Origin of the sequence: Rufibacter sp. LB8 (assembly GCF_014876185.1) — a bacterium.
In the GTDB taxonomy this organism is placed as follows: domain Bacteria; phylum Bacteroidota; class Bacteroidia; order Cytophagales; family Hymenobacteraceae; genus Nibribacter.
Genome location: NZ_JADALJ010000001.1, coordinates 1,317,125 through 1,343,528, shown reverse-complemented (window position 1 = coordinate 1,343,528; position 26,404 = coordinate 1,317,125). Strand labels below are relative to the sequence as shown.

Annotated in this window: 22 protein-coding genes; 2 read left to right on the top strand and 20 right to left on the bottom strand. The window is 50.7% G+C overall.

The window, feature by feature from the left end:
* Positions 1 to 3: 3 nt before the first annotated feature.
* From IMY23_RS05765 to IMY23_RS05750, 4 genes are read right to left on the bottom strand one after another with little or no spacing between them, the layout of a single operon-like run.
* Positions 4 to 429, bottom strand: a complete 426-nt coding sequence (locus tag IMY23_RS05765) for a response regulator (protein WP_192821172.1) — start codon at positions 427 to 429, stop codon at positions 4 to 6.
* Positions 430 to 477: 48 nt separating this feature from the next.
* Positions 478 to 891 carry a response regulator gene (locus IMY23_RS05760; RefSeq protein WP_192821171.1) on the bottom strand — a complete coding sequence of 138 codons (414 nt, stop codon included), beginning with the start codon at positions 889 to 891 and terminating at the stop codon, positions 478 to 480.
* Between the two features lie 49 nt (positions 892 to 940).
* Positions 941 to 1,666: an ATP-binding protein gene (locus tag IMY23_RS05755; RefSeq protein WP_192821170.1), complete on the bottom strand. Its 726-nt coding sequence runs from the start codon at positions 1,664 to 1,666 to the stop codon at positions 941 to 943.
* Complete coding sequence (locus IMY23_RS05750) at positions 1,663 to 3,180, bottom strand: ATP-binding protein (RefSeq protein WP_192821169.1); 1,518 nt, start codon at positions 3,178 to 3,180, stop codon at positions 1,663 to 1,665. Before IMY23_RS05750 ends, IMY23_RS05755 begins: the two co-directional genes overlap by 4 nt.
* A 404-nt stretch (positions 3,181 to 3,584) precedes the next feature.
* Here IMY23_RS05750 and IMY23_RS05745 point away from each other — a divergent pair, with 404 nt between their 5' ends.
* Positions 3,585 to 4,301 (top strand): bifunctional 2-polyprenyl-6-hydroxyphenol methylase/3-demethylubiquinol 3-O-methyltransferase UbiG, encoded by a 717-nt coding sequence (locus IMY23_RS05745; RefSeq protein WP_192821168.1) that lies wholly within the window; start codon positions 3,585 to 3,587, stop codon positions 4,299 to 4,301.
* Between the two features lie 82 nt (positions 4,302 to 4,383).
* On the opposite strand, the gene IMY23_RS05740 is transcribed toward IMY23_RS05745, so the two are convergent.
* The 16 genes from IMY23_RS05740 to IMY23_RS05665 form a co-directional block, all read right to left on the bottom strand.
* Positions 4,384 to 4,812: a hypothetical protein gene (locus tag IMY23_RS05740; RefSeq protein WP_192821167.1), complete on the bottom strand. Its 429-nt coding sequence runs from the start codon at positions 4,810 to 4,812 to the stop codon at positions 4,384 to 4,386.
* Between the two features lie 113 nt (positions 4,813 to 4,925).
* Positions 4,926 to 5,909: a pyruvate dehydrogenase complex E1 component subunit beta gene (locus IMY23_RS05735; RefSeq protein WP_192821166.1), complete on the bottom strand. Its 984-nt coding sequence runs from the start codon at positions 5,907 to 5,909 to the stop codon at positions 4,926 to 4,928.
* A gap of 144 nt (positions 5,910 to 6,053) precedes the next feature.
* The gene (locus IMY23_RS05730; protein ID WP_192821165.1) at positions 6,054 to 7,853 is read right to left on the bottom strand and encodes a tetratricopeptide repeat protein; all 1,800 of its coding nucleotides are present in this window, start codon (positions 7,851 to 7,853) and stop codon (positions 6,054 to 6,056) included.
* A 254-nt stretch (positions 7,854 to 8,107) separates the two neighbouring features.
* Complete coding sequence (locus IMY23_RS05725) at positions 8,108 to 9,223, bottom strand: glycosyltransferase family 2 protein (protein WP_192821164.1); 1,116 nt, start codon at positions 9,221 to 9,223, stop codon at positions 8,108 to 8,110.
* Positions 9,213 to 9,548 (bottom strand): YbaB/EbfC family nucleoid-associated protein, encoded by a 336-nt coding sequence (locus IMY23_RS05720; protein WP_192821163.1) that lies wholly within the window; start codon positions 9,546 to 9,548, stop codon positions 9,213 to 9,215. The genes IMY23_RS05725 and IMY23_RS05720 overlap by 11 nt, the downstream gene beginning before the upstream one ends.
* 471 nt (positions 9,549 to 10,019) lie before the next feature.
* Positions 10,020 to 11,705, bottom strand: coding sequence for an asparagine synthase B (gene asnB, locus IMY23_RS05715; protein ID WP_192821162.1), 1,686 nt, complete (start codon positions 11,703 to 11,705; stop codon positions 10,020 to 10,022).
* Between the two features lie 261 nt (positions 11,706 to 11,966).
* Positions 11,967 to 13,127 carry a glycosyltransferase family 4 protein gene (locus tag IMY23_RS05710; protein ID WP_192821161.1) on the bottom strand — a complete coding sequence of 387 codons (1,161 nt, stop codon included), beginning with the start codon at positions 13,125 to 13,127 and terminating at the stop codon, positions 11,967 to 11,969.
* Positions 13,128 to 13,135: 8 nt separating this feature from the next.
* Complete coding sequence (locus IMY23_RS05705; protein ID WP_192821160.1) at positions 13,136 to 13,912, bottom strand: 2OG-Fe(II) oxygenase; 777 nt, start codon at positions 13,910 to 13,912, stop codon at positions 13,136 to 13,138.
* 261 nt (positions 13,913 to 14,173) lie between these two features.
* Complete coding sequence (locus IMY23_RS05700) at positions 14,174 to 15,739, bottom strand: T9SS type B sorting domain-containing protein (protein ID WP_192821159.1); 1,566 nt, start codon at positions 15,737 to 15,739, stop codon at positions 14,174 to 14,176.
* A gap of 77 nt (positions 15,740 to 15,816) precedes the next feature.
* A complete protein-coding gene (hutH, locus tag IMY23_RS05695) occupies positions 15,817 to 17,316 on the bottom strand; it encodes a histidine ammonia-lyase (RefSeq protein ID WP_192821158.1) in 1,500 nt (499 codons plus the stop codon).
* Positions 17,317 to 17,320: 4 nt separating this feature from the next.
* On the bottom strand, positions 17,321 to 18,697 hold the full coding sequence (gene hisS / locus IMY23_RS05690; RefSeq protein ID WP_192821157.1) for a histidine--tRNA ligase: 1,377 nt from the start codon (positions 18,695 to 18,697) through the stop codon (positions 17,321 to 17,323).
* Positions 18,698 to 18,838: 141 nt separating this feature from the next.
* On the bottom strand, positions 18,839 to 20,143 hold the full coding sequence (locus IMY23_RS05685) for an O-antigen ligase family protein (RefSeq protein WP_192821156.1): 1,305 nt from the start codon (positions 20,141 to 20,143) through the stop codon (positions 18,839 to 18,841).
* Positions 20,122 to 21,243, bottom strand: a complete 1,122-nt coding sequence (locus IMY23_RS05680; RefSeq protein ID WP_192821155.1) for a DUF1972 domain-containing protein — start codon at positions 21,241 to 21,243, stop codon at positions 20,122 to 20,124. Before IMY23_RS05680 ends, IMY23_RS05685 begins: the two co-directional genes overlap by 22 nt.
* 162 nt (positions 21,244 to 21,405) lie before the next feature.
* Positions 21,406 to 22,626: a hypothetical protein gene (locus tag IMY23_RS05675; protein WP_192821154.1), complete on the bottom strand. Its 1,221-nt coding sequence runs from the start codon at positions 22,624 to 22,626 to the stop codon at positions 21,406 to 21,408.
* Positions 22,613 to 23,392: a glycosyltransferase family 2 protein gene (locus IMY23_RS05670; protein ID WP_192821153.1), complete on the bottom strand. Its 780-nt coding sequence runs from the start codon at positions 23,390 to 23,392 to the stop codon at positions 22,613 to 22,615. The genes IMY23_RS05675 and IMY23_RS05670 overlap by 14 nt, the downstream gene beginning before the upstream one ends.
* 25 nt (positions 23,393 to 23,417) lie before the next feature.
* Positions 23,418 to 24,878 carry an oligosaccharide flippase family protein gene (locus IMY23_RS05665; protein WP_192821152.1) on the bottom strand — a complete coding sequence of 487 codons (1,461 nt, stop codon included), beginning with the start codon at positions 24,876 to 24,878 and terminating at the stop codon, positions 23,418 to 23,420.
* A gap of 407 nt (positions 24,879 to 25,285) precedes the next feature.
* Here IMY23_RS05665 and gmd point away from each other — a divergent pair, with 407 nt between their 5' ends.
* Positions 25,286 to 26,398 (top strand): GDP-mannose 4,6-dehydratase, encoded by a 1,113-nt coding sequence (gene gmd, locus IMY23_RS05660; protein WP_192821151.1) that lies wholly within the window; start codon positions 25,286 to 25,288, stop codon positions 26,396 to 26,398.
* Positions 26,399 to 26,404: the final 6 nt, after the last annotated feature.

Genomic DNA, 26,404 nt, shown 5'->3' with positions numbered 1-26,404 from the left:
TAGTTAGTTGGGTAATTCTATCAGGTTCCAGTATGAGTTTAAGGTAGTAACCATCTCCAGAAACGACTCATACAAAACCGGTTTCTGTATGTAACCTGCCACATTCAACTCATAGGCGGCCAGTAGATCTTGCTCAGTGGTGGAAGAAGACATCACAAACACGCTGCAGGCTTTCAGGTGGTCATCTTTTCTGATTTCCTGCAAGAATTCAAGACCGTTCATGTGGGGTAAATTAAGGTCAAGCAGAATTATTTTAGGGAGCGGCTTGGCCATGGCTTGCTGCTGCTGCAGCAGTTCCAAGGCCTCGCGGCCGTCTGCGGCTACCTGCACCAGGTTTTCTATTCCCTGGGCCTTGAAAGCCCGCAGCACATTGGCCACGTCTACCTGATCATCTTCTACCAGCAAGATTTGCGTCTGCTTGTTTTTCACCTGATATTAAGGGTTAAACCTTCGTTTGTTTTAAGTATAACGTTCTGGTTATGGTCTTTCGCATAATTTCCAGTACCGGTCAAGGGTGGCCACCGCAGTAATGAATTTCTCAAACGACAGCGGTTTCAAGATATAGCCGGCCACGTTGAGGTTATAGGCATTGATTTTGTCACTGTCTTCATTAGACGTGGTCATGACAAATACACTAATGCGGTTCAGTTTGGGGTCTTGCCGTAATTCCTGCAAAAACTCTATGCCGTTCATCTTGGGCATGTTAATGTCCAGAATAATGATGGGGGGCATGGGAATGGAGCCGTCCCGAAGTGTTTCCAGAGCTTCAAGGCCGTTGCGGGCTATGTGCAGGGGGTTGTTAATGTTGTTTTTCTTGAAGGCCCGCTGCACATTCATGATATCTACCTCGTCGTCCTCAACTAACAGAATGTTTACTACTTTCTCTTCCATGGCGGTGCGTTTAATTTTATGAATATTCTTCCTTCAACAGGAAACAGTCTTATCCTTTAAAAGTGCTTACCTCTTTGGGCCAGGTAAACGAAATCTGAGTTCCCTGGCCCGGGGCAGAGAATATGGTTACTTGGCCACCCACAAAGGTGACTATTTTTTTGACAATGGTGAGACCGGCTCCCAATGTCTCCACCTTTTCCTTGGGCTGCACGGTATAGAACATCTTAAATATTTTCTCATGCGCGTCTGCCGGTATGCCCAGGCCCTGGTCTTTTACCGTGAATGTGTAAAATGCGCCTTGGTCACTGGCCGAAACCTCAATCAGCGCCGGTTTCTGCTCGTTGAACTGCACCCCGTTCTGAATTAAATGCCTTAAGACCGTTTCCAGCTTTTTAGCATAAGTAGTGAAGGTAGGCAGACCTGATACCTGCACCGTGGCCGACCCGGCTTCTTCCAGTGGTTTGGCCATTTGGTGAACCAAGGTGGTGGCATCTACTTCCACTATCTCCAGGTCTTGCCGGTTTATACGGGAGAACATTAAAATGGCATTGATCATGCCCTCCAGACGCTCAGATCGGTTCTGTAGCAAATTTATGTTATGACTGATGTCGGGGTCCAGGTTAGTGCCCAGGTCTTCTTTGATCCAGCTGGAAAGGTTGCTGATGGCTCTAAGGGGCGCTTTCAGGTCATGTGAGACAATGTACGCGAATTCCTCGTACTCATTTCTCAGGAGCCTGAGTTGTTCCTGGCAGGCGGCTAATTCTGACTGGTTCATACGTTTTCCTCTAGCAATTCTGACGATGTTATCTGGGTGCCCTGTAGCTTGGGCCACGTGAACAGGAAGGTGGTGCCCAGGCCCCGGTCAGACTCAATCCAGATGGTGCCGCCTTTCTCCTCCACAATTTTCTTGACAATGGCCAGGCCAACACCGGTGCTTTCCTTCACGTCACGGGCTTCCATGGTCTGGAACATGCCAAACACTTTCTCATGGTATTCTTTGGGAATGCCCGGGCCGTCATCCTGCACCGCAAACTGGTAATAATCTTCTTTTTCCTGCACGTGCACCGTTACCGTTCCAGATTCTTTGTGGTGGTATTTTATGGCGTTACTGAAAAGGTTGGCGAAAACCTGGTACAACAACGTGCGTTCCCCGGTGATGGTTGGCAGCGCGTCAGGTAGCTGGAACGTGAAAGAAGCAGGCGGGGCCAGGTTTTCCAGCGTTTCCTGTAAGAGTTCCTGCACTGAGAATTGGGTCTGCAATATTTCTTTTCTTCCCACGCGGGAGTAGTCCAAAATGCCGTTGATCAGGTTTTCCATGCGTTGCACGCGGCCTCTGAGCATGGTGAGGTTCTGGAGTACATCTGGTTCTTTGCTTTCCATGTCCTCGGCAATCCATTCTGCCAGGTTGTTGATGGCGCGCAAGGGTGCTTTGAGGTCATGAGACACTACGTAGGCAAACTGGTCCAGCTCTTTGTTCATCTTGGTCAAATGCGAGAAGCTGTCCTGCAACTTGCTGGCCATTTTGTTTAAAGAGTGGGTGAGGGCGCTGATCTCGTCTTTGTGCCGGTCTACCAATGACACCCGGTAATTGCCGTTGGCAATGCTGTTGGCCAGGGCGGTCATTCTGATAAACCGTTTCCGGATGGTGTTGCCCAGCACATACGCCGTGATGGTACCAATAATAAGCGCCAGCACCGTAAGGCCAATGGCTATGTAATTGGTGCTCCTAAAAGATTCACGCAACTCGCCCAGGCGCGACTCCTTTATCTTCTTCTGGTTGGCCTCCAGCTCTGTGAAATAGTTTCTAGTCTGGTCAATCTTGTCCTTGCCTTTGGCTTGCTGGGCTGTGGCGAAAAAAAGCGAGTCATAGTAGGCACGGTTTCTTTGGCTCAGGTGTACCTGGTTCCGGCTTTGAATCAGGGGGCCGGCAAAGTCCTGGTTCCATTCCTGCATCTTCTCTCTAATGCGCTGCACCTTGGCGTTCTGGACAGGGTCTTTGGCGGTGAGCGAATCCAACAGCAGGATAGAACTCGAAAACTGGGCCCGACCTTTTAGATAAGGCGGCAGAAACGTTTTGTCGCCGGTGAGTAAATATCCCCTAAGACCCGTTTCCATGTCAAGAATGAGTTTTTGGGTGGTCTTTGATTCCCTTATAATATCATCTGTATAGAGGACATCTTCAATGTTGTGGCGCACCTTCTGCGTCTGTTTAATGTAGCCAAGGGTAACAATACAGAACATGGCCAGAATAAACCCGATGGCCAGGTGTATGGTAGTGATTAATTTCATGCCGGTGAAAAAGCGCGTAATGGTAATGGGCATCTAGAATTTGAGATCAAAGATAAACGTCAGAGACCCCAACCGGTAAACACCTGCCAATATTTTGCGCATACTACATGCTTTATATGTATTTTCCACTATCTCCTGCACTTTTACAACTACTTTCGGGCACTTCCTCCGGTTTTTATGCCCTTAAGAATTCTTCCATGGATTCAAAAAATGAGAAACTACTTGTTCCTTAAGCTCTAAATCTACCGCAATACCTGCAAAGGTGGCAGTTGGCTTCAAAAAGGAAGGCAGAATTTCGATGAACCCCAGGTATGACTCGTTCAAGGCGCCAGGAAAGGATTATCCAAGAAGGAGCGGCTATTGCCCTGAGCGCCGTATCTTTGCCTGCTTTAACTCCAATTCACATGGCAACAACCAACGCAGACCCCATTGGCGCAGCGCTTCAAGACTACCTTACAGGTGCGCAAGAGGCGGTCATTACGGTTTATTCAGACCAAACCGAGCCCGATGAAATACCGGTACATTACTTGTTCAGAACCTGGGCCCAAATGCCGGAGCGCGAACAATTTGCCTTGGAGCAGTGCCGCGGAATAGTGCTGGATGTTGGTTCTGGCGCTGGTTCTCATGCGCTGGCTTTGCAGGAGAAAGGCGTGGAGGTGACCTCTTTGGAAATTTCTGAAAAAGCCTGCCAGGTGCAGCAGGAGCGGGGCGTGAAAAACGTGCTCTGCGGCGATTTCTTTACCTTGGCGCCAATTCCGCATGACACCTTACTACTGCTTATGAACGGCATTGGCCTGGCGGGTTCGGTGGACAACGTGCCGCATTTCCTGCAGACCTGCAAAAAATGGCTGAACCCCGCCGGGCAGATCATCCTGGAATCTTCTGATATTCTCTACCTGTATGAAGACGAAGACGGCTCCGTTTCTTTGGATCTTAACGCCAATTATTACGGAGAGATGACTTACGTGATGGAATACAAGCAAGAGCGCTCGGAACCATTCAAATGGCTTTTCCTTGATTTTGATTTGCTGCAGCAATACGCTGAAGAAGCCGGTTTCTCCGCAGAGCTTTTGTTGCAGGAAGAAGACGCCCATTACATCGCCCGGTTAACGGTGGTGTAACATTCTGTTAAAATAAAACTTTCCGTTTTCGGGCTCATTTCTGAAAATGAGCCCGAAAACGGAAAGTCAGAACATTCAACTTTTATAGAGTCTGCTCCTTGGGGTTCACCAGCACCTCGGCATCCAGGTATTTGCCGTCTTCTTGCCAGAACCTGAACCTTTGCGTACCGGCCCGGGTGAATTTGTATTGAATGGAATACCTGATCAGGTTTGACTTATCTGCGCAGACCACGTCTTGGTCCTTGGGATAGGCCACCAAAATCTGGTAGGTTTCCAGCAGCGGGCTGGAAGTCCAAACGGTATCACTGTAGCGGCCGCAGCCATTGGTTGGTTCGTAGAGCACCGTGATGGTCACCGTGGAGTCAACCTTCACCGCCTTGTCCGGGAATTTCTCCACCCGTACTACGGGCGCCGGCATCACAACTTCCTCAAACTTGTAGGCGTCTTTGCAGGACGTGACTATTATCACGGGCAAGAGAAACAGCGCAGAGAGAAAGGCTTTCAATTTCATAAACAACGGGCGTTTTTGGGCTCTAAACTGGAAATGGCGCCAAAATCAGGTTTAACTAACAAGAGCCGACCATTCTATAAAGGGTCGGCTCTTGGTTTTATTGTGTGATCAGCTTACGCTTTGGCGTAGGTCACTTCTTTTACGGCATCAATCACGCGTTTCACGTTGGGCAGTGAGGCCTCAATTAAGGTAGGCGCGTAAGGCAACGGAACGTCGCGGCAGGTCACGCGTTTCACGGGCGCATCAAGATAATCGAAGGCCTGGTGCTGTACATGGAAGGCAATCTCAGAAGAGATAGAGGCCAACGGCCAAGCTTCTTCCACCACTACCAAACGGTTGGTGCGCTTCACAGATTCCACAATGGCGTTAAAATCTAATGGTCTCACGGAACGCAAGTCAATCACCTCGGCTTCCACACCGTCTTTGGCAAGTTCCTCGGCGGCCTGCAGGGCTACTTTCATCATCTTCCCGAAGGAAACAATGGTCACATCTTTGCCCTGGCGCTTGGTATCGGCTACCCCAATGGGGATCAAATATTCTTCCTCCGGCACTTCGCCTTTGTCACCGTACATGAGCTCAGACTCCATGAAGATTACCGGGTCATTGTCTCTGATGGCGCTTTTCAGCAAGCCTTTGGCATCATAAGGGTTAGACGGCACCACCACTTTCAAACCAGGCGTGTTGGCGAACCAGTTCTCAAAGTTCTGTGAGTGCTGGCTAGACAACATGCCCGCGTTGCCGGTGGGGCCTCTGAACACCATGGGCGCCGAGTACTGACCACCGGACATAGACATCACTTTGGCCGCCGAGTTGATGATCTGGTCAATGGCTACCAATGAGAAGTTGAACGTCATGAACTCAATGATGGGGCGTAAGCCGTTCATGGCCGCACCCACGCCAATACCGGCAAAGCCCAGTTCGGCAATGGGGGTGTCAATCACGCGCTCCGGCCCAAACTCGTCCAGCATGCCTTGGCTAACTTTGTAGGCCCCGTTGTATTCGGCAACTTCCTCGCCCATCAGGAACACTTTTGGGTCGCGGCGCATTTCCTCGCTCATTGCCTCACGCAAGGCCTCTCTGAATTGTATGGTTCGCATAGTAAAGGGTAACGTCAATAATCTGTTGGGTAAAATTAAGACATGCGGCCTAAATAAAAAAACGCATCTGCCCGCAAGCGGAAATGAATGCGGCTTATTTCCGTTTTCGGGCTCAATTCTGGAAATGAAGCCGAAAACAGCCGCCTACTTTGACCGGAACGCCTCCAGAAAGGCCGCAGATTTGTTGTATTTCTGAAATTCCAGGTCTTCCACGGCCATGCCCGCCAGCGCCGGATTGGCTTTGATGGCTTTTTTAAGGTGGGAGCTGAGCTGGGTTTCGTTCTGGCTGCGGGCACCAATAATGGCCAATAAATAATGCGCGGCGCCGTTGTGGGGCCATTCCTCCAGCAGTTTCAGGCCAAGTTTGGTGGCGTCTTCATAGTTTTCCTTCAGGAAATAAAGGAGCGTGCGGTTGTATTGGGCGGCGTACCCAGACCCGGCATAGGCAACGCTGCGCGCGGCATCGTCATACTGGCCTACTTCCAGTTCCAGCGCGGCTTTGTCAGTGAAGACCTGTTGCAAAACGGGCAGCGGACCACCCAGTTTCACAGCGTAATCATAGCTCTGCATGGCTTCCAGGTGGTTGCCTGTTTGGTGATGCGCCACGGCTAAGTTGTAGAATTGCTGCGCGGTGGGGTTGCGGTGCGCCGCGAACCTCAGGTTCAGAATGGCTTTCTCCAGCAGGGCTTTCTTGACGTTGGGTTTGAGCTCTTTTTTGGCCTGTTCAAAATACACCAGCCCCAGGTTGTTTAGCGCCTGCCAGTTCATGTAATTCTCCACCGCGCTCTCATAGATTTTGCGTTTCTCGGCTAAGAGCGGGGTGAGGTTGGCGGCGTATTGCATTTCCTCTGAGGTCAGGACATCTGCGTTGGCGCGGTTGTCGGCTACTTTTTTGGCCAGCAGGTAAATCTCGTAGTCGCGGCGCAGGTTGGGGGTGAAGTCTACGGTCACTTCGGTGTAGCGCAACACCGGGTACACGTAGGTTTCAATGTATTCATAGGCCGGAAGCGCCTGCAATTTTTTTTCCTTGGCCAGAAAACTGCCCTTGCCGTTCACAATCTCCAGAATCTGCTGCACCTGTTCCTCCGGCAACGCCGACATCTGAATTCGGCCTAAAAAGGCGTCCCACTGCTGCTGAATGGTGCGCGAGTTGAGTTTGGTGGTCTGCAGCGAGTTGACGTAGGATTCTGTGTCTATCTTTTTCTTGATGTAATTCTCCACCGCAATGGCGCGCCGGGCCGCTAAATTTCTGGTAACGGTCTCCAGGGAGTCTGGCGAATGCGTGGCCAGAATCTCAATCTTCTTGGTTTTCTGGTTGGTGTTCAGGAATTCATCCAGCGCATTTAAATTCGTCCCGAACCCGGAGCGTAACGTGGCCAGCCCCTGGTCAAAGTAAATGGGGAATTTAAGCGTAGTGGGCGCGTCTGCTTTGGTTACCTCTGGCGCATTGGCGGGCGCGTGGGCATATTGCACCAGATAGGGCGTGGTCCTGATGCCCGGCGCCAAGACCACCGGTTTTACGTATTTCTTTCGGCCTTTGGGGTTGGTGACAATGCCCTGCGCCATCAACTGCCCGCGCGCTTTGGTGGGCGAAAACGGAAACGAGAACGCACCCTGCATGGTGGGTTTGCCGTCTATGAAGTTGTAATTCCCGAAGTCAAATCCCAGGGAGCCCACGTGGTCTTCAGTGCCTTTGTCTGATTTATAGTACACGCGTATGGCGTAGCGGTAGTCGTTTTTGAGCAGGTTGGCGGGCAACTGGGCCTGTACTTCTAAGGGCACCTGTTTGCCGCGCACCATCAAACTGCCCGGCTCCGCCGAAATGACCTGACCTTTCTGGGCGCGTTTGGCCATGCGGGAAAAGGTGCAGCCTTGCAGCAATACCAAGCTGAGTAACACCACCCCTAAATAATAGTAAAAGTCCCCTTTACGCGCAACCGACATATCTAAAGTTAAAGAAGAAACGTATACAAGCACCAGCTTTGCCTTGCCCTAGGTACTATAATATGGCCTTTGGGTTGCCGTTAGTTTGGTGGTAAAAATGATTTTTTGTGTATCTTAGGCTCCCTAACGTTCAAACCATGAAGCACCTGCAGTATTTTCTGGAAAGCCAAGCCTATGGTGTTTGTTCAAAATTAGGCGAGAAACTGGGTTTTGCGTCAAGCAGTATCCGGTTATCTTTTATCTACCTTTCATTTTTAACGTTCGGGTCGCCGGTCTTGGTGTACCTGATTCTGGCCTTCTGGCTCAACGTGCGCAAATCTTTGCGGCGCGAAAGAAGCACGGTCTGGGATGTGTAATTCCCTAAACGTTTTCTTTCCTTTCACAAAGTAGTCCCACACCACGCTCTGCCCGTACCAGCCCACCAAGTGGCTGGTTTCTTTTTTTACGGGTACCTCGGCCCGTTTTGCCTTCAAATAAGATTTCAAGCCGAAAAACGCCCGGTGCGCCTTGTACACCGCCGCCAAATCTTTGGTGTTGCCCTTGAATAGAAACTGCGCCGCCGCCACGCCGTCTAAGACTAACCGCGTGTACAGCACTTTGTTCAGTTCTTTCTCAGAAAGGTTTTTATACAGCAACGAAGCCCCATTCCTGAAATTCAGAAACGTCTTTCTAGGGTTACTTTTATGCAGCGTGCCACCGCCCACGTGGTATACGGTGCTCTTGCCGTGGTAGAAAACCTGGTAGCCTAAATTTTGCAGTCGCCAGCAGAGGTCAATCTCTTCCATGTGCGCGAAGAATTCTTTGTCCAGACCGCCAGCTTGCCAAAACGCTTTTGAACGAATGAACAAACAAGCGCCGGTGGCCCAGAAAACCTGCCGTACGTCATCATACTGGCCTTTGTCTTCTTCCAGCGTGTCAAATATACGTCCGCGGCAGAAGGGGTAGCCCTGGGCATCTAAATAACCTCCGGCCGCACCGGCGTACTCAAAATGACTGCGCTGGTGAAAGGCTTTGATCTTGGGCTGACAGGCGGCTATGGTCGGGTTTTCTTCCAGGAGCTTTAGCATCGGCGTGAGCCAACCTTTGGTCACCTCCACGTCTGAATTCAACAGCACGTAATAGTCTGTCTGCACCTGCGCCAAAGCTTGATTATAGCCTTCGCAAAACCCGAAATTCTCATGTAGCGCAATTGTTTTCACCGATGGGAAATGCTCTTGCAGGAACGCCACCGAATCGTCTGAAGAAGCGTTGTCGGCCACTATGACTTCAGCTTCAGGGCTGTGTTCTAATACGCCCGGCAGAAACTGTTCCAGCCATCTGCGGCCGTTCCAGTTCAGGATAACAACGGCAACCGATGGATTAGAGACCAAAACCGCTCAAATCTAAACCCGGAATGTTAGGGATCATGCCCTCTGTCTGTTTCTTGAGTTCTTCTTTGCCTTTTTCTCCGGCCTCGTCCAGCGCTTTGTTCACGGCCGCCACTACCAGATCAGAAAGCATTTCGCGGTCGTTGGGGTTCATGAGCGTCTCGTCTACCTCAATCTTCAGTAACCGCCGGTCGCCGCTGGCCGTGGCTTTCACCATGCCCGCGCCCGCCTCTGCCGTGACCGTAATGTGTTTGAGATTGTCCTGGGCCACCTTCATCTTGGCCTGCATCTCTTTCACTTTGTTCATCATCCCTAACATGTCAAACATATGCTTCTCCTTTCTTATAAATGTCTTCTTGGCTAACGCGGAAAGGTGGCCATTAGATATCTACCGCTGGTTTCCTTTCCTGAAAGGCCAAAAGTAATCCATTTGCCGGAAGGTTGGTAGGGTTGGCGTGGTTTAGTTGATTTCCGTTTTCGGGCTCATTTCTGGAAATGAGACCGAAAACAGGAATTGATGAATCATTTGAAGGATCTACCCATGCCAGATTTGTAGGGACAGGTCGCGACATGTCCCCGCATTGCCGATCTACGCATTCCCTTTTGAATATGTCCAAATTATCCCTGATTCATACATTTCCCTTGAGGGAATCTATTGTACTTCCCTTTGTAGCAAATAGATAACTTCGGCCAGCGTTCAGGGCAGGTCGCGACCTGTCCCTACATTTTCAGGAATGAAAACAAAAAATCCCTTCCAGCTATAAACTGAAAGGGATTTTCATTCAAGCTAAAATTTTTCCTAAACCGCTACTTCATCTTTCAAATAGGCATCAGCGTGCACATTGGCCACGGCTCTGCCAGATGGGTCGTTCATGTTCTTGAAAGAAGCGTCCCACTCTAGCGCGATGGGCGTGCTGCAGGCCACGGAGGGCACCGAAGGCACCGACAAGGCCGCCGCGTCACTTGGGAAATGTTTGGCGAAGATGGACCGGTAATAGAACTCTTCTTTGCTGCTGGGTGGCTGAATAGGGAAGTGCACAGCGGCGTTTTCCAGCTGTTCATCACTGACTTTGCGGCCTACCATTTCTTTGAGGGTGTCAATCCAGTTGTAGCCCACGCCGTCTGAGAACTGTTCTTTTTGGCGCCACGCTACGCTGGCCGGCAAATAATCTTCAAACGCTTTGCGCAAGACCCATTTCTCCATGCGTTCGCCGTTTATCATTTTGTCCTGCGGGTTGATGCGCATGGCTACGTCCATGAATTCTTTGTCCAGGAACGGCACGCGGCCCTCAATGCCCCAGGCGGCCAGAGATTTGTTGGCGCGCAGGCAGTCATACATGTGCAGCTTGTCCAGCTTGCGTACGTTCTCCTCGTGGAATTCTTTGGCATTGGGTGCTTTGTGGAAGTACAGATAACCTCCGAAGATTTCATCAGCCCCTTCACCGGACAACACCATTTTAATACCCATGGCCTTTATGGCGCGCGCCATTAAATACATGGGCGTAGAGGCGCGCACGGTGGTCACGTCATAGGTTTCCAGGTGATAGATCACGTCTTTGATGGCGTCAATGCCTTCCTGAATGGTGAATTTTATCTCATGGTGTACGGTGCCCAGGTGATCAGCCACTTTTTGGGCGGCGGCCAGGTCTGGGGAACCTTCCAGGCCAATGGCGAAGGAGTGGAGCTGTGGCCACCAGGCGCGTTCCTGATCATTGGTTTCAATTCTTCGGTCTGCGTATTTCTTGGCGATGGCCGAAGTGATGGAAGAGTCTAGTCCGCCGGAAAGCAGCACGCCGTACGGCACATCACTCATCAACTGGCGGTGCACGGCGGCTTCCAGGGCATCTTTCAAGGCCTTGATGTCGGTCTCATTTTCGGCCACGTTCTTGTATTCCTTCCAATCACGGTCATACCATTTCTGGAAACCTTCTTCCTGGCTAGAGAGGTAATGGCCCGGCGGGAACAGTTTAATTTTCTCGCATGTACCTTCCAGCGCTTTCAGCTCTGAGGCTACGTAAAAAGTGCCTGCCTTGTCCCAGCCAATGTACAATGGTATAATGCCCATGTGATCACGGGCAATCATATACGCGTTGTTTTCCACGTCATAGAGCGCAAACCCGAAGATGCCGTTCAAATCATCCAGAAACTTGGTCCCTTTTTCTTTGTAAAGCGCTAGAATGACTTCGCAGTCAGATTTGGTTTGGAAATTATAGTTTGTTACCAGATTTTCCCGGAGTTCCAGGTGATTATAGATTTCGCCGTTGGCGGCCAGCACCAATTGCCCGTCTTGGCTGAACAAAGGCTGTTTTCCCGAGATAGGGTCTACAATGGCCAGCCGTTCATGGGCCAGAATGGCGTTCTCATTACTGAAAACACCGCTCCAATCCGGACCACGGTGCCGGATGGATTTCGCCATTTCCAAAAGCTGAGGCCGTAGCGTCTCAGCGCTTTCCTTTAAATCAAAGGCACAAACAATTCCACACACAATACTTATCTTTTAAATTGTCGATTGTCAAATATGTGACAAATAGTTGAATTAACAATCGAAATTTACAATAAAAAGTTGCGTTCGTTGAAAATATTATGTGAAAATGGGGTTTTTGTTAAATCAGAGGTGGTGTATTTTGTTCTTTTTGGATTAGGTGTTAAGCCAAGAGAAGTCAATATAGAAATTTAGTTTCTGTTTTCGGGCTCATTTCTGGAAATGAAGCCGAAAACAGAATTTGCAAGAAAAACGTGGGAAAACCTACGCCGTCAGTTCATCATACACCTGTTGGATGCCGGCCACAAACTGTTCTGTAGAGAAAACTTCTTTCACGCGGATCAGCCCGTTTTGGCCATAGGCCATCCGGAGGTCTTCAGAATAAATTAATTGGGTGAGGCTTTCGGCAAGCGCCTGGGCGTTGTTGGGTTCAAAGAGCAGGCCGGTTTGCTGGTGCACCACAATCTCAGAAAGTCCGCCGTGGTCAGCGGCCACCACGGGTTTGGCGCAGAGCATGGCCTCAGTGGCCACCAAGCCAAACGATTCCTTCTCCGTGGACGGGAACGTGACAATGTCCAGTGCGTCATAAAAGGGCCAGATATTCGCCTGGAAGTCCAGCACCACCACTTTTTGGCCGAGTTGCTGCTTTTGAATAAACGCTTCTACCGCCTCCAGGTCATATTCTTTGCCTTTGGCTGGCGAACCTATCAAGACCAGTTTAGCATTAGGGTGCGAAGCTGTGAGGTGCGAAAAAGCCTCCAACAAAAGCAATTGGCCTTTGATTTTACTAATGCGCCCGACCAACCCAATTACCACGTCATTAGGATCCGCGTTGAAATACGTTTGCCGGATGTTGAGTTTTTCTTCCTCAGAAATTTGCGTAAAGGCGCGGCTTTGGCCATTGTAGACCAGCGTGCTTATCTCTTTGATGCTGGGCAAAATAGACGTGAAATGTTTCTCAGTGGCCCTGGAGTTGAACACCACCTTGCTGGCGAAAAAATTCACAATTCTGGGGTAGGCCAAAGCAATTTTCCGGGGGTGTTCTATGATTTCATGTACGTGCCAGAGGTGCTTTTTCCGGAAGAAAAAGGAGTAGAATGCGCCAATAAACACCGAGGTGGCATTGGAGTGAATCAGGTGGATTTCTTGGCCGTTGAGTTCTTTTCTAATGGTCCTGAACGCCTTCAAAACCTCAAACGGCAGCCCGCCCAGAAACCCGACGTTCAAGATGCCGCGCCGCACTTTAATCACCGAGGCGTGAATTACCTGAATGCCTTTGCTTTGGAGCATGTCTTTAAAAGGGCCGTCTTCGTGGAGCACCACAATGGGGTTGTAGCCCGCCGGGTAATGCAGCAGCAACTCCAAGAGTATTTTATCGGCTCCGTACAGTTCAGCAGACTGATTGACAATCAGAACGTTCTTCATTCTTCTGCCTATTGGTTTTTGGCCGTTCCGCTCCCGAAGAATTTGTTTTTGGTCTGCACCAGAAAGTTATAATTCTTGGCCAGCAGTTTTTTCATGACAGAGGCATCTTTGCCCGGAAACCAGTCGGTGGTTCTAGGCGTCTCAATCAGATGTTCATGCACCTGGTAAGCGTAGGTGGCAATGGAAGTCCTGAATCTGCCTTCGGGGAAGTTGGTCATGTAATAGCCGTGCAGGGTGTAAGGCGCGCACTGCTGAATAATCAGGCGGTTGAACGGCACGTCCAGTTCGGTTTGCTCGTTGGTGCGCAAATCTTTGATGACCAGGCCGCCTTTGTACTCTGGTTTCCAGTCTTTGTTGAGGTACAACAGCAAGTTGAGTTCACGGTACCAGTTCTTTTGCAGCGGGTGGTAGTTGAAGTCCAGGTGCATGTCCAAGAAGCTGTTTTTCTTGCCTTGGTGCAGTCCGCCGCCGTGGTTTTTGGGGTCCACAAACACTTTCTTGGCCGTGATGTGGCAGAGAATCTTGTTAAACCGGTCAGAAGATAGATCCTGGTATAGTTCCATCAACTCAGGTCCCAACTCCCGGTAATTAGATTTCTCAAACTTGTTATTAGCGAAGGCATAATCCCGGCTTTTGTTGCTGAGTTCGGGAATGCTGGCGTAGGCGCGCTCCAGTTTCTGTGTGTCACAGAAGTTGTCAATCACCAAATGCGGAAACGGCTGGGCCGCCAAATAACTATGCTGTAAGGTATCTAATTGGGCTTCTAAGGCTTCAAAATTAATCATGTGTGTAGGGGTATTGAATTCAGGCCAAGCCAAAGCCGGCACTTGGGTCTTCCTTTCTTACAGTTAACCGAAAACTGGCGCGCCGCAAGGATAAATTAATATCGGTAAAAATAGCCTAGTTTCTGAGTTCCTGCAACCTTACCGGTAAAAGTTGTCAACCCATAGGTAACTATTCAGAAACGAACCACACGTTCAATGTAACCAAATCTGCATTCTGAAATCCGTTTTTGGCTTCATTTCCAGAATTGAGCCCGAAAACACTTACCGCACCAATGTCACCGTGCCGCTTTTGGTAATTTTCTGGCCTTGCACATCCACTGCCTGCAACCTGTACAGATACGTTTCTGGTGGGGCGGGTTTTCCGTTGTAGGTACCGTCCCAGCCCTGGGTGGGGTCTTTTGCCTCAAAGATGATCTGCCCCCAGCGGTTGAGCACCTGCAATGAGAACGACGTGGCAAATTGGGACCCCAACGCCTTAAACAGATCATTCAGACCATCATTATTAGGGCTAAAGGCGGTAGGAAAATAAAACTGGAAAGGCTGGTCCAGGGTGACGGTGTTAGAAAAACTTTGGAAATCGCCGGTTGGCGCTTCGGTTTTCAATCTGTACCGGAGCCGCTGGAATTTTTGCTGGGGCTGCACGTCTGTAAATGCCTGGCCAGTGACGGGTGTGGTCCAGTAAACGGTTCCCTGTTCGTCCAGCAGTTCCAGGGTTTGGGTGGGGGAGCCACCGGGAAAGCCTTCATACGCGTTCCAGGTCAACTGCACGCTGCCGTCTGCTTGCAATGTGGCCACAAGCAGGGCAGGGCAAGCCGTGTTGCTTCTGGGCGAGGTCAGGTTGCAGGAATCAAGGTAGGTGGTTTGGTAGCAGACCGGGCTGTTGAAATTTTGCAGCGAAGCGTCAAGGGCGTTTTTGGGCTGGTTTTCAGAAATGAGGGCAAAAACGCCTCCGGCTAGGCTTCGGTAAATGGTTTGGGTTTTAAAGGATTCCTGGGCGGGATTGTTGGTGTTGAGCACCACTTGGTTCTGGGCATTGAAACTGGCCACCAAAAATGGCGGGGCCGGGGGTGTGGTGCCCAAGGTTTCTACTTGCCGGGCCAACGAGGCGCTCTGGCTGCTGTTGGGGAATTGTGCTACCAGTTGATACGTGTAGCTTCGGCCGCAGGCCACTTGCGTGTCTGTGAAAGAAGTCTGGCTGTTGGGAACCGTTTGGTAAAGTTGCCCGTTCCGGAAGATCTGGTAAGAAGCTGCACCGCTTTGATTAATATTCCAGTTGAGCTGGTTCTGGCGATCAGCGGCGGTTACCTGCAAATCCTGGGCGCAGACCACGTTGGAGACAATGGTTTCTTCGCCAGTACATACATTGGTCACCCGCAGTCTAAAGCAGCCGGTAACAGTGGCAACCGTAATGGTATGTTCACTCTGGCCTGCCGGGGCCGCTGCAATTCTGCCTACTTCTGTAAATGGCCCAGATGGGGAAGTGGCCTGTTCCACCACCAGTTCATTGACCGCGCTGGATTGAAGTTGCAGTAGAATTCCGGTAGACTGCAGGGTGAGTTTCTGCAACACAGGTGGCGCGGCCGGGGCGGCGGCTTTTACTTCAATCACCCGGGGGCAGATGTTGCCAATTCCTCTTAACTGAGTGACGGTGAATCTGCCGGGAGTGGTGAAGGTAAACACCGTGTCTGCTTGCGTGAAGTCCAGGCCGTCACGGTCATCAAAGTCATAGGCTTCGGGCACTTTGCCTTGGCCGGTGTTGTCTCTGAAACTAATGCGCTGTCCTACACAAATGGTTTGCACGGGCTGGTTATTTTTATTGTAGGCCAAAAAGCACGGTTTCTGCTGCTGCGCAAGACTGCTCACAGAAACCATTAAACCGGCGAACCATAAAAAAAACCGTTTGCTCAAGGGGTCAATTCTTCAAAAGGAAACTGCTGTAAAAAGGAAATGCTTTTGTCAATATCTGGCTGCAGCACTCGGTCTTTGTCCAACGCCGGCACCTGTGTTCTGAACGCTGCCACCAGTTTCTCCAGGGCCGGCGACGTACGCAGCGGCCTTCTGAATTCCAGGGCCTGCACGGCGGTCATCAGTTCAATAGCCAAAATTCGCTCCACGTTCAGCACCACCTGGTAGCCTTTGGTGGCCGCATTGGCGCCCATGCTCACATGGTCTTCCTGGCCGTTGCTGCTCACAATGGAATCAACGCTGGCTGGCGTACACAACTGCTTGTTTTGACTAACGATGGAGGCAGCTGTGTATTGTGGAATCATGAAACCGGAGTTCAAGCCGGGCTCCTGAATCAAAAATTGCGGCAACCCGCGCTGACCCGACACCAATTGGAATGTGCGCCGTTCAGAAATGCTGCCCCATTCCGCTAGCGCGATGCTCAGGAAATCCAGCGCCAGCGCCAGGGGTTGCCCATGGAAATTTCCGCCGGATAGAATCAGGTCCTCGTCTGGGAAGACGTTGGGGTTGTCAGTGACCGCGTTGATTTCAGTGGTGAACACGTTTTCGGCGTAGGCCAAAGCATCAAGACTGGCCCCGTGCACCTGCGGCACACACCTAAAGGAATATGGGTCCTGTACCTGGGCTTTTTCGTGCTGCTGTAATTCGCTGCCATGGAGCAGTTGTAAAATGCGCGAAGCAGACGTCTGTTGGCCAACATGCGGCCGAACTCTATGTATTTCCGGCGAAAAAGGGGCGGCCAATCCATCAAAGGCTTCCAGAGAAAGCGCGGCGATGATATCGGCGGCCCGGGCAATTCTTTTGGCTTTGAGGCAAATTATCGCGCCGTAGGCAGTCATGAATTGGGTTCCGTTCAACAGCGCCAGGCCTTCCTTGGCCATTAACCGGAGCGGTTGCCAGCTGAAAATATCGTTGATTTCGTGGCCCTGCAGTTTGAAATCCTGAAACCGGACTTCGCCCAAACCCAATAAGGGCAAGCACAGATGCGCCAGCGGAGCCAAATCGCCGCTCGCGCCCAAGGAGCCTTGCTGGTAGACCACCGGAAAAATCTCGCGGTTATAAAAGGTGAGCAACCTTTGCACGGTGGCCAGTTGCACGCCGCTGTGCCCGTACGCCAAGGACTGCACCTTCAGCAACAGCATCAGTTTCACCACTTCTGCCGGAACTTCTGGGCCCGTGCCGCAGGCATGCGACATCACCAAATTCTGCTGCAGTTGCTCCAGGTTTTCCTCTGAAATGGAAGTGTTGCACAGCGCCCCGAATCCTGTGTTAATGCCGTAAATTGGTTTGGCAGATGTCTGCAGTTTTTGGTGCAGGTACTGGTGGCAGCGGATAATTAACTCTTCCGCTTCCGTAGAAAGGCCCAATGTGGAGCCACGCAGCACCTGGTCTAATTGCGCAAGCGAAAGGGGGGCGGGCGAGATTAAATGCTCTGGCATGGCCTTACAGGTTGTTTTTCAGGTGGGCCAGAATAGCGGGCAAGTCCAGTTTTTCCTGTTCGCCGGTGCGCATGTTGCGCAGGTTGAGTTGGCCGCTTTGCATTTCCTCAGAGCCAATCAAGAGCACGTACGGAATGTTTTTCTGGTCAGCGTAAGCCATCTGTTTCTTGAGTTTGGCTGAATCTGGATATAATTCAGACGAGATGCCGGCCTGGCGAAACGCCTGCAATACGGGCAGGGCGTAGGTCATGGAGGCCTCGTCAAAGTTGGCAATCAGAACCTGCGTGATGGTTTGACTGTCCTGGGGAAACAGGTTGAGTTCTTCCAGCACGTCAAAGATGCGGTCCACGCCAAATGAGAAGCCCACGCCAGAAACGCCCGGCAAACCGAACATGCCCGTGAGGTTGTCATAGCGCCCGCCGCCACTTATGCTGCCCATTTGAGCGTTGTTCACTTTCACTTCAAAAATGCAGCCGGTGTAGTAGGAGAGGCCCCGCGCCAGGGTCACGTCAAGTTCCAGTTTTGCCTGCGTTTGGGAAAACGAGCCCAAAAACGCCAGCATGCCTCTAATGTCTTGCAGACCGCGTTTTCCTTCGGCAGAATCTTTCAGCAACTTGTCTAATTGGGGGAGCAGTTCCTCCACGGAGCCGCTCAAGCCTAAGATGGGCTGAAGATTAGTTATTGATTCTTCAGAGATTCCTTTGGTACGGAGTTCCTGGTTTACGGCTTCCTGGCCTACTTTGTCCAGTTTGTCAATGGCTACGCACAAATCAGCCTCGCGGCCGAAGGCACCGATGGCTTCGGCTATGCCGGCCAGTAATCCGCGGTGGTTGAATTTGATGGTGACATCGTCTAAGCCCAAGGTGCTCAGAACTTCGTCAATCATTAAAACGATTTCAGCTTCGCAGAGCAGGGAATTGGTACCTACCACATCCGCGTCACACTGGTAGAACTCGCGGTAACGGCCGCGCTGCGGACGGTCGGCGCGCCAGACGGGCTGGATTTGGTAGCGCTTGAACGGGAAGGTGATTTCGTTTCGGTTCATGACTACGTAGCGCGCAAAAGGCACCGTGAGGTCATAGCGGAGCGCTTTCTCAGAGATTTTGCGGGTAAGCGGTTTGTAGCCTTGCTCCAGGTCTTGGCCTGATATTTTTGCCAGGAAATCGCCGGAGTTCAGGATTTTGAAAATCAGTTGGTCGCCCTCGTCGCCGTACTTGCCGGTGAGCACCGACAGGTTTTCCATGGTGGGCGTCTCCAGCGGCTGGAACCCGAATTTCTCAAACGTGCGCTTGATGACGGAGAAGATATAATTGCGTTTCACCACCGTGGCCGGCCCAAAATCACGGGTGCCTTTGGGGATGGAGGGTTTGTCTTTGCTCATGGTTCTCTAGAATAGCGGCAAAGATAAGAAATTCAGGTCACTGCCTCTCAACTTTGGCAAGCCAAGTAGATTTAGCCAGATGCTTACTCTGAAATTCCTGTTTTCGGGCCCGTTTCTGGAAATGAGCCTGAAAACGGAAATTTAATGCCGGGACTTTTTTGCGGTTTCTTTGTCCTCAGTTTCCTGCTGTATTTGCAGCAGAAACAGGCAATTGAAAAACGCGAAGAAGAAAATGCCTTTGTTAGCCTGCAAGGTGGTTTCTGTCACGCTGAAGATAATGAACAGCAGCAGGAACGCCGCAAACAAATAATGCCTTTTCTGGAAACTCAGAAACAGGTTTCGGCTTACATAAAACAGCAGATAGGCCAAACCCAGCAGCCCCAGTTTCAGGAAGGTTTCCATGAATTGGTTGTGCGTGTCATATTCCTGGTAACCAACGTCTTGCGGGGTTCCGTTGCCGGAATACAGGTTGTGCTCGCGGTAAATGGCGTTGAGTTGGTCCTGGCTGTCGCCGGTGCCCACGCCCCAGAGCCAGGCCTGGTCGCGCTCCAGCAAGGTGAGGGCGTATTTCCAGAACAGCAGCCGGATGGTGAGGCCACTGAACTCGGTGTCATACTCAAAACGCTCCATCTCCAGCACCTGCAATTTTGAGTGCGCAATTTCTTCCACCCGCTGCCGTAAATTGGGCACCAGCAGAATGGCCAGCACCAAAGAAACGGCCACTGCCACAGCGGCCAAAAATCCAGTAAATGCTTTTTGCTTTCGGCTGAAATACACCACCATCCCCAAAAACAAAATGACCAGAAACGCGAACAGAATGGTCTTGGAAGACAGCAGCACCAAACCTGTGAGCAACACCAGACAGCCTGATAATTGGCCAGCTTTCTGCAGCCGATGCGTGTTGCCGGGGTTCAAGAAATCCTGGAGCAGCCTGAAAATAGCCAGCGCAAAATACGCTGAAAGCATGATGGCATGCATGCGCACCGGCGCTGCCAGTTGGTGGTAGAAAAGGTGCGTGGCATCTTGGGTCTGGCCGTAGTGCCAAAAACTCAGGCTTAAGATGTACACGGCCACCGCCAGACACGCATAGGCAAACACCCGGCATATGCTGGCTACTTGGCGCGTGCTCAGAATTTTCTGGGATAAAAAAATCAATGGGAAAGCGAGCAGCGCCAGTTTGTGCTCCACATCTCGGAAGCCCTGCCTGAGGTTCTCTGTGTGCAGCAACCCCACCACAAAAATGAAAAAGAGCCCGGCAGCCAGCCAGAATTCACTTCTCCAGCTAATCAAATGCCAGGATTTAGTGGCCCAAGTGTGCAGCAGCCAGGTGGCCAGAAGTAAAATCAGGACGAGGTTGTTCACTTTGCCGCCCACCGGCAGCAGCGCGGCAAACAAAAGGCAGAGCCCGTAAAAGAGCCGGAAGGCTAGGAGCGCTGTTTTTTCCATTTTCGGGCTCTGTTTTCCAACGAGAGCCTAAAAAAGGCTTCGTACTCTGAGATAATGAACGGCCAGGAAAAATGCTCCTGCACGCGAAGTCTGTTTTCCGCTATTTTCTGCAGTTCGGCGCCGGTCTTGGTTTTGGTTTCCAGCAGCTTTTTAACCTCTTCAGAAGTCTTGAAATAATATGCGTTCTCCAGCAACACGTGCCGGTTGAATTCATTGGCGTGTGCGCAAACCAGACAGTCAGAGGCCATGGCTTCAATCAACGACGGGTTGGTGCCGCCCACGGTGTGCCCATGGAAATACAGGTTAGAAAACGCTCTGAGGTTATTCAGAATTTCTAAGTCATATACCGCGCCCAGAAACCTGATTCTTTTATCTGGGAAGCGGTTTTCCAGGGTTTTGCCCAAAGGCGTGGTCAAGCCGCCAACTACTACCAAGGGTCTGCGCGAGGCACTGCTGGTCAGGCCTTCCAGAATCATTTCAATGCTGTTTTCGGGCTCCATGCGGGCAATGAGCAGGTCATACCCAAGAGGTTCCAGTCCGAACGTGGAAAGTACTTCCGGCTGATGGTCATGAAATAGATCTGCGCCGTAGGCAATGTACTGCGAGGGTTTTTGGTAAGAATCCTGCAGATGCCGCTGAATGCCTTTGGAATCGGCTACCAGCACATCGCTGTGGCGCACGGCCAGTTTTTCAGCCAGTTTCAGGAATTTCTGGGTGAGGGTGTTGTATTTAGATCGTTTCCACTCCAGACCGTCCATGTTGGTGATGACCAAGGAATGTTTGGGGAACAAATGGCTCCAGATGGAACTGCTGGTGTAGCCCAACTGCAAAATGATGTCAAACCGCTGCCGACGGCTGTGCAAAATGCAGTTGAGGTCATATACAAACTGCCCGGCGGTGCCCACTTTGTATTCTGGGTCATACTGGTGCGAGAGGGTGACTCCCTGCCAGGTACTCTCTTGGTAAGGATGGTTGTGCGGACTGTATACCGTGACTGCGTGCCCCATCTCCACCAAGCCCACCGACAAGTATTCTGCCAACTGCTCAAAACCGCCATGGTGGTTAGGGACGCCCCTGGTGCCTAGAATAGCAATGTTCATGCGGTAAAGCTACTTGAGTTTTCTTATTTGTCTAGTGTATGCCTTGCACCAGATGGGCGAATATAGATAGAATTGGCTTGCCTTGTCACAGGTATCTTCACTGGCGGAATTTCTGTTTTCGGGCTCATTTCTGAAAACGGGGCCGAAAACGGGAATCATAAGCTAGGTGATTTTCTCTTCCAACACCAGGTCATGGCGGCGTTTCTCAAACTGGTAAAAAACGGGCACAAACGCGAAAACCCAAATCACATATTCGGCAATGTTCACAATAAAACTACCCGTGAACTGGTAGAGGAAGATGTAAAAAAACACCATGGTCCTGAAGGAGCTGGTCCAGACCCGGGTCTTGAAAAAAAGGTACACTTGCACCAAGATCCTGCCCCAAAAACCCAGCATACCAAAAATGGCCAGCGTCTCCGCCGATGAATTAGGAATGGTGGTGACGGGCACATCGGCTTTCACATAGCGGTAATAGGGCCTGATGATGAACTCGCCTAAAACCTTTATCTGGCCCAAGCCTGCGCCCCATAGTGTGCTTTTTTCATCGGCAATCTTCTGGGCCAGATAAAAGGCCTCTGAGGTCCGGCCTTTGCCAGAGCCGTCTTTGCCATCCAGCACGTTGTTCACCCGCACCACCAGCGCATTGTCTGGGTTAAGGGCTACCCACACGCCACTGGCCAACAAGCCAAGGCAAAGTGAGAACAGCAACGGCCGTACATAGTTTCTGTTAATGGACAAAGCCCGGTTGTTGACCACCGCCACCAGGAACAAACTTACCACCAGGCAGGCAATTACGCCAATGGAGAAAGAAAGCACCAGTGACACCAACAGCAGCACCAGGTAATTTAAGGAGGAACGGCGCTTGAACTGAATGGCATCTAACGCGAAATAGGCGATCAACGGCACCAGCAGCGTGGAATAGTAGGAGGGCTCATAGGTGAGCAAAGACAACCGTGGGAAGTTGCTCACGCCCATGGTCAGGTTCTGCACCGTCCAGAGTGTCCGGATGTAGGGGGTAAAAAACAAAATGATGGCCACCACAGTCAGGACCGCGTTGAGTTTGGTGATTTTGATAAACCAATCCTCCACGTAATCCACTTTTTTTAGCAGTACCACTAGGGCGTACACAAAAATATACGCCGTGAAAAACAGCGCCGCAGACTTGCCGTAAATCAGGGCATCTACCCCGTTTACAAAATGAATGAGTACGAAAGGCACCAACGGCAACAGGAACTTGAGAATTACAAACCGCTGCCCGTTCACATTGAGCCAAAGGTAAAAAAGCGGCGTCAGCAAGGTGGTGTACATCAGCCCGATGGGGAGAAACACGCTGTTGAAAAAGAAATACAGTAGCACAAAGGGCAGGTATTTATTGATTTTCACGTGCCTCCTTTCTTCCTCGCAACAGACTTCTGAGTTTGCCCACCACTGCGTTTTTGGCTAGGTAGTAGTAATAGTCAACTGCACAGCGCCAGGCGGGTAGTTTGCCCGTCTCATGCTTGGCCCGCTGGGCTTCCCGGAACACCTTGGTGCCTGTGCTGCTCACGCCCGTGGCGCGCATTTTGGCGGTGACCTTCGGGATGAAATGCGTTTTCAACGAAGCGCCTGGCCGTAGCAGGAACTCGTAGTCGCCGGCAATTTTATAGCTGGTGTCAAAGAGCCCGAAACGTTCAAACAGGCTTCGGTGGTGGAACGCACCCACATGGCTCACTTTCATCTGGTGCTTGTGGGTTTCCCATTTCCAGGGTCTGCCATAGTCCAGTAAATGGGCCAGGTCATTGGTTACCAGTTCCACGCGCGATGAGACAAACTCCAGGTCTTTCCCCTCTATTTCCTTTATATACAGGGCAATGGCGTCTGGAAAAAGCAGGTCATCGGCCCCCAAAAAAGCAATCCAGTCACCGGTGGCCGCCTGTACGCCTTTGTTCCAGGCATCATAAATGCCTTGGTCGCGTTCACTTACCCAATAGGCCAAGTCTGAACTGTATTGATGCAAAATTGCAACCGTGCCGTCTGAGGAACCACCGTCAATGACAATGTATTCAATGTTGGGGTAGGTCTGGGCCAGCACGCTCTGTATGGTCTGCTCTAAATACAGCTCTCCGTTGTACACGGCGGTAATGACGGAGACTTTGGGCGTTGCTGGCATAAGGTAAGAGGAACTGTGGGCGGCGCTAAGATCTGGCGAATAACTTTTTTGCAAAACTATTCTTTCTCACCAACTCAACCACCAAATAATAAAGATATAAAATGATGGCCACCGTCAGCCACGTCTGGTCAACAGCTAAAACCGCAATGCCGGCCAAACACAAAAGCAAGGTTTGGAACAAGGAAAACGCGGAAAGGTGCGGCATGCTTGTCTTTTTAAGGTAAAGGAACACCAGCGTAATGGTCAGGAACAACGCCAGGGCTTTCCCAATCACCAATCCTTCCACGCCTAACACCGCAAACAACGCCAGCATGGCCGCAACGGTCACCAAGGCATTAAAGCCCAAGCTTAGCGCGTTTTCCTTGATTTTGCCAGATCCCAACAAATAAAAATTAGGCATCACTGAAGTGCTGGCCACCATTAAATAGGCGAAGAAATAGAAAAGCAGGCCAGAGGACCTCTGAAAGATTTCTGGTCCCAGCCAGGCCGTGAATACAAATTCTTTCACCAGATGCAGATGCAGAATAATTAACATGCCAGCCACCGTAACCAATTTCTGCAGGCTCAGGAACAACGTGTCAGTGGTTTCATTTTTGGCCTCCATTCTGGAAATGAGCGGAAAAACAGTGCTGGCGGCAGTAGTCAAGACCATGTGAATCTGGTTCACCACCATTAGGCCAATGGAATAATAGGCCAACATCTCTAAACTGACCAATGAAGCCACCAGAAACTTGTCCATCTGGGAGTTGGCCACCCCAATCACCGTCTGCAACCAGGACCATTTAGTGAATTGCTGTAGCTCGGCGGTTATGTTTTTGTCAAACAAGGGCATTAGCTGCTTGAATCCGGTTTCGTGGCCCGTTTTTAAAATAACGAGTATGAGTAGCAAAAACGAAAGTACCAACGTGGAAAGCAAAACCGCCAACAGCCCATACCCCGCCAGCAACAAAAGCACATTCAAGACAATGGTGCCCACTTTTACGGCGATGGAGGCTTTGGAAAACACATCAAACCGCTCATAGGCCTTGTAGTACGCATAAAAAATCTGTTCTATCAGTTTAAAGGCCAGCGTGATAAAGCTGATGTTTAAATAGAGAATGGTACTTTGAGTGAGAGAATTGGGGATTTCAAAAAGGTCAAACGTAACAATTCCATAGGAAAGGACGGGGCTCAAGCACAGAATGGCCAGGGCTATGAGCAAGGTCCAGGTGAGGGTGGTTCTGAAGATCCGCTGGGCGGTAGCATGGTCCTGCAGGGCCCTGTACTTTGAAATGTATTTAATGGTGGTGTCGGCCAGGCCACCGTTCACCACGCCAATGCTCACAATAATGGAGGTCATGAGGGTCCAGAGGCCGTAGAGTTCATCGCCTAAGGCAGAAAGGTAGATAGGCGTGGCTACCAGCAAGGCCGCCGGGTATAAAACGGCTTCGGCTACGTTCCAGGAAACGTTTTTAACATGCTTGTTGGCGGCTATTTTCTTAATCACGCGGGCCGGAATTGCAGACGGAGGAGGTTAAGTACTTCTAAAAGTAGGCTTTCAGAGCGTGGCCTTGCCATTTAACAAAGCCACCCCCAAAGGTACTAAAAGTTTAAGAACGGCGTGAGTGGCAAAAATCAGGGAAAGGTTTTCAAATAAAATCCGCATTTAGAGGTTGATTAAGATAGTATTGGCTTGTCACCAATCGGTTTTGTCACTTTGGAAAGCAACCCAAGGCTGGCCTTCAACCGGGGTTTTTCTGGATCACAGGCATTTTAACACATTTGGTTCAGCCACAGACCATAAAAATACCTAGCCTGGGTGGGCGCGGGAATTCTCTCCTAATTTAAAAGGTAAAAGTTGGAATTAATTCCCTTAATTTTGGCTCAACGCACAAAGCTGTGTGACATTACAGAATGAAGAAAGCATTAATAACAGGCATCACCGGGCAAGACGGCGCTTATTTGGCAGAACTTCTGCTGAGCAAAGGGTATGAGGTGCACGGGGTCAAACGAAGAAGCTCCCTTTTTAACACAGACCGCATTGATCATCTGTACAAAGACCTGCACGAGAGCAATATCCGGTTCAAACTGCATTTCGGGGACCTCACAGATTCTACTAACATCATCAGAATCATGCAGGAAGTGCAGCCAGATGAGATTTACAATCTGGGCGCCATGTCTCATGTGAAGGTGAGTTTTGACATGCCGGAGTACACCGCCAACGTAGACGCCTTGGGTACGCTGCGGTTATTGGAGGCCGTCCGGATTCTTAAGCTGGAGCAAAAAACAAAAATTTACCAGGCTTCTACCTCTGAGCTATACGGCTTGGTGCAGGAAGTGCCGCAGTCTGAGAAAACACCTTTCTACCCGCGTTCTCCGTATGCGGTGGCCAAAATGTATGCGTACTGGATTACCGTCAACTACCGCGAAGCCTACCAAATGTTTGCGGTGAACGGCATCTTGTTCAACCATGAGTCTCCGTTGCGGGGGGAAACCTTTGTCACCAGAAAAATCACCCGCGGAACCGCCAGAATTGCGCTGGGCCTGGAAGACAAAATCTACCTAGGCAACCTGAATGCCCAACGCGATTGGGGTCATGCCAAAGACTACGTCAAGGCCATGTGGCTCATGCTGCAACAGGAAACCCCCGAAGATTTTGTCATTGCCTCTGGCGTGACCACCACCGTGCGCGATTTTGTGAAGATGGCCTTCGCGGAGGTGGGCATTGAGCTGGCTTTTGAGGGCGAAGGCGTACAGGAAGTTGGCAAAATTGCCAAATGCCAGCACCCAGACTACCAGCTGCCGGTTGGCAAAGAAGTAATAGCCATAGACCCCAATTATTTCAGACCTACAGAGGTTGAGTTGCTCTTAGGAGACCCTTCCAAAGCCCAGGAGAAATTAGGCTGGGAACGCGAATATGACCTCAAGGGCTTGGTGCAGGACATGATGGCCGCCGACCTTAAGTTGTTTGAGCGCGATTCTTACCTGCTGCAGGGCGGTCACAAAGTATTACAGTACAAAGAATAGGGCTAA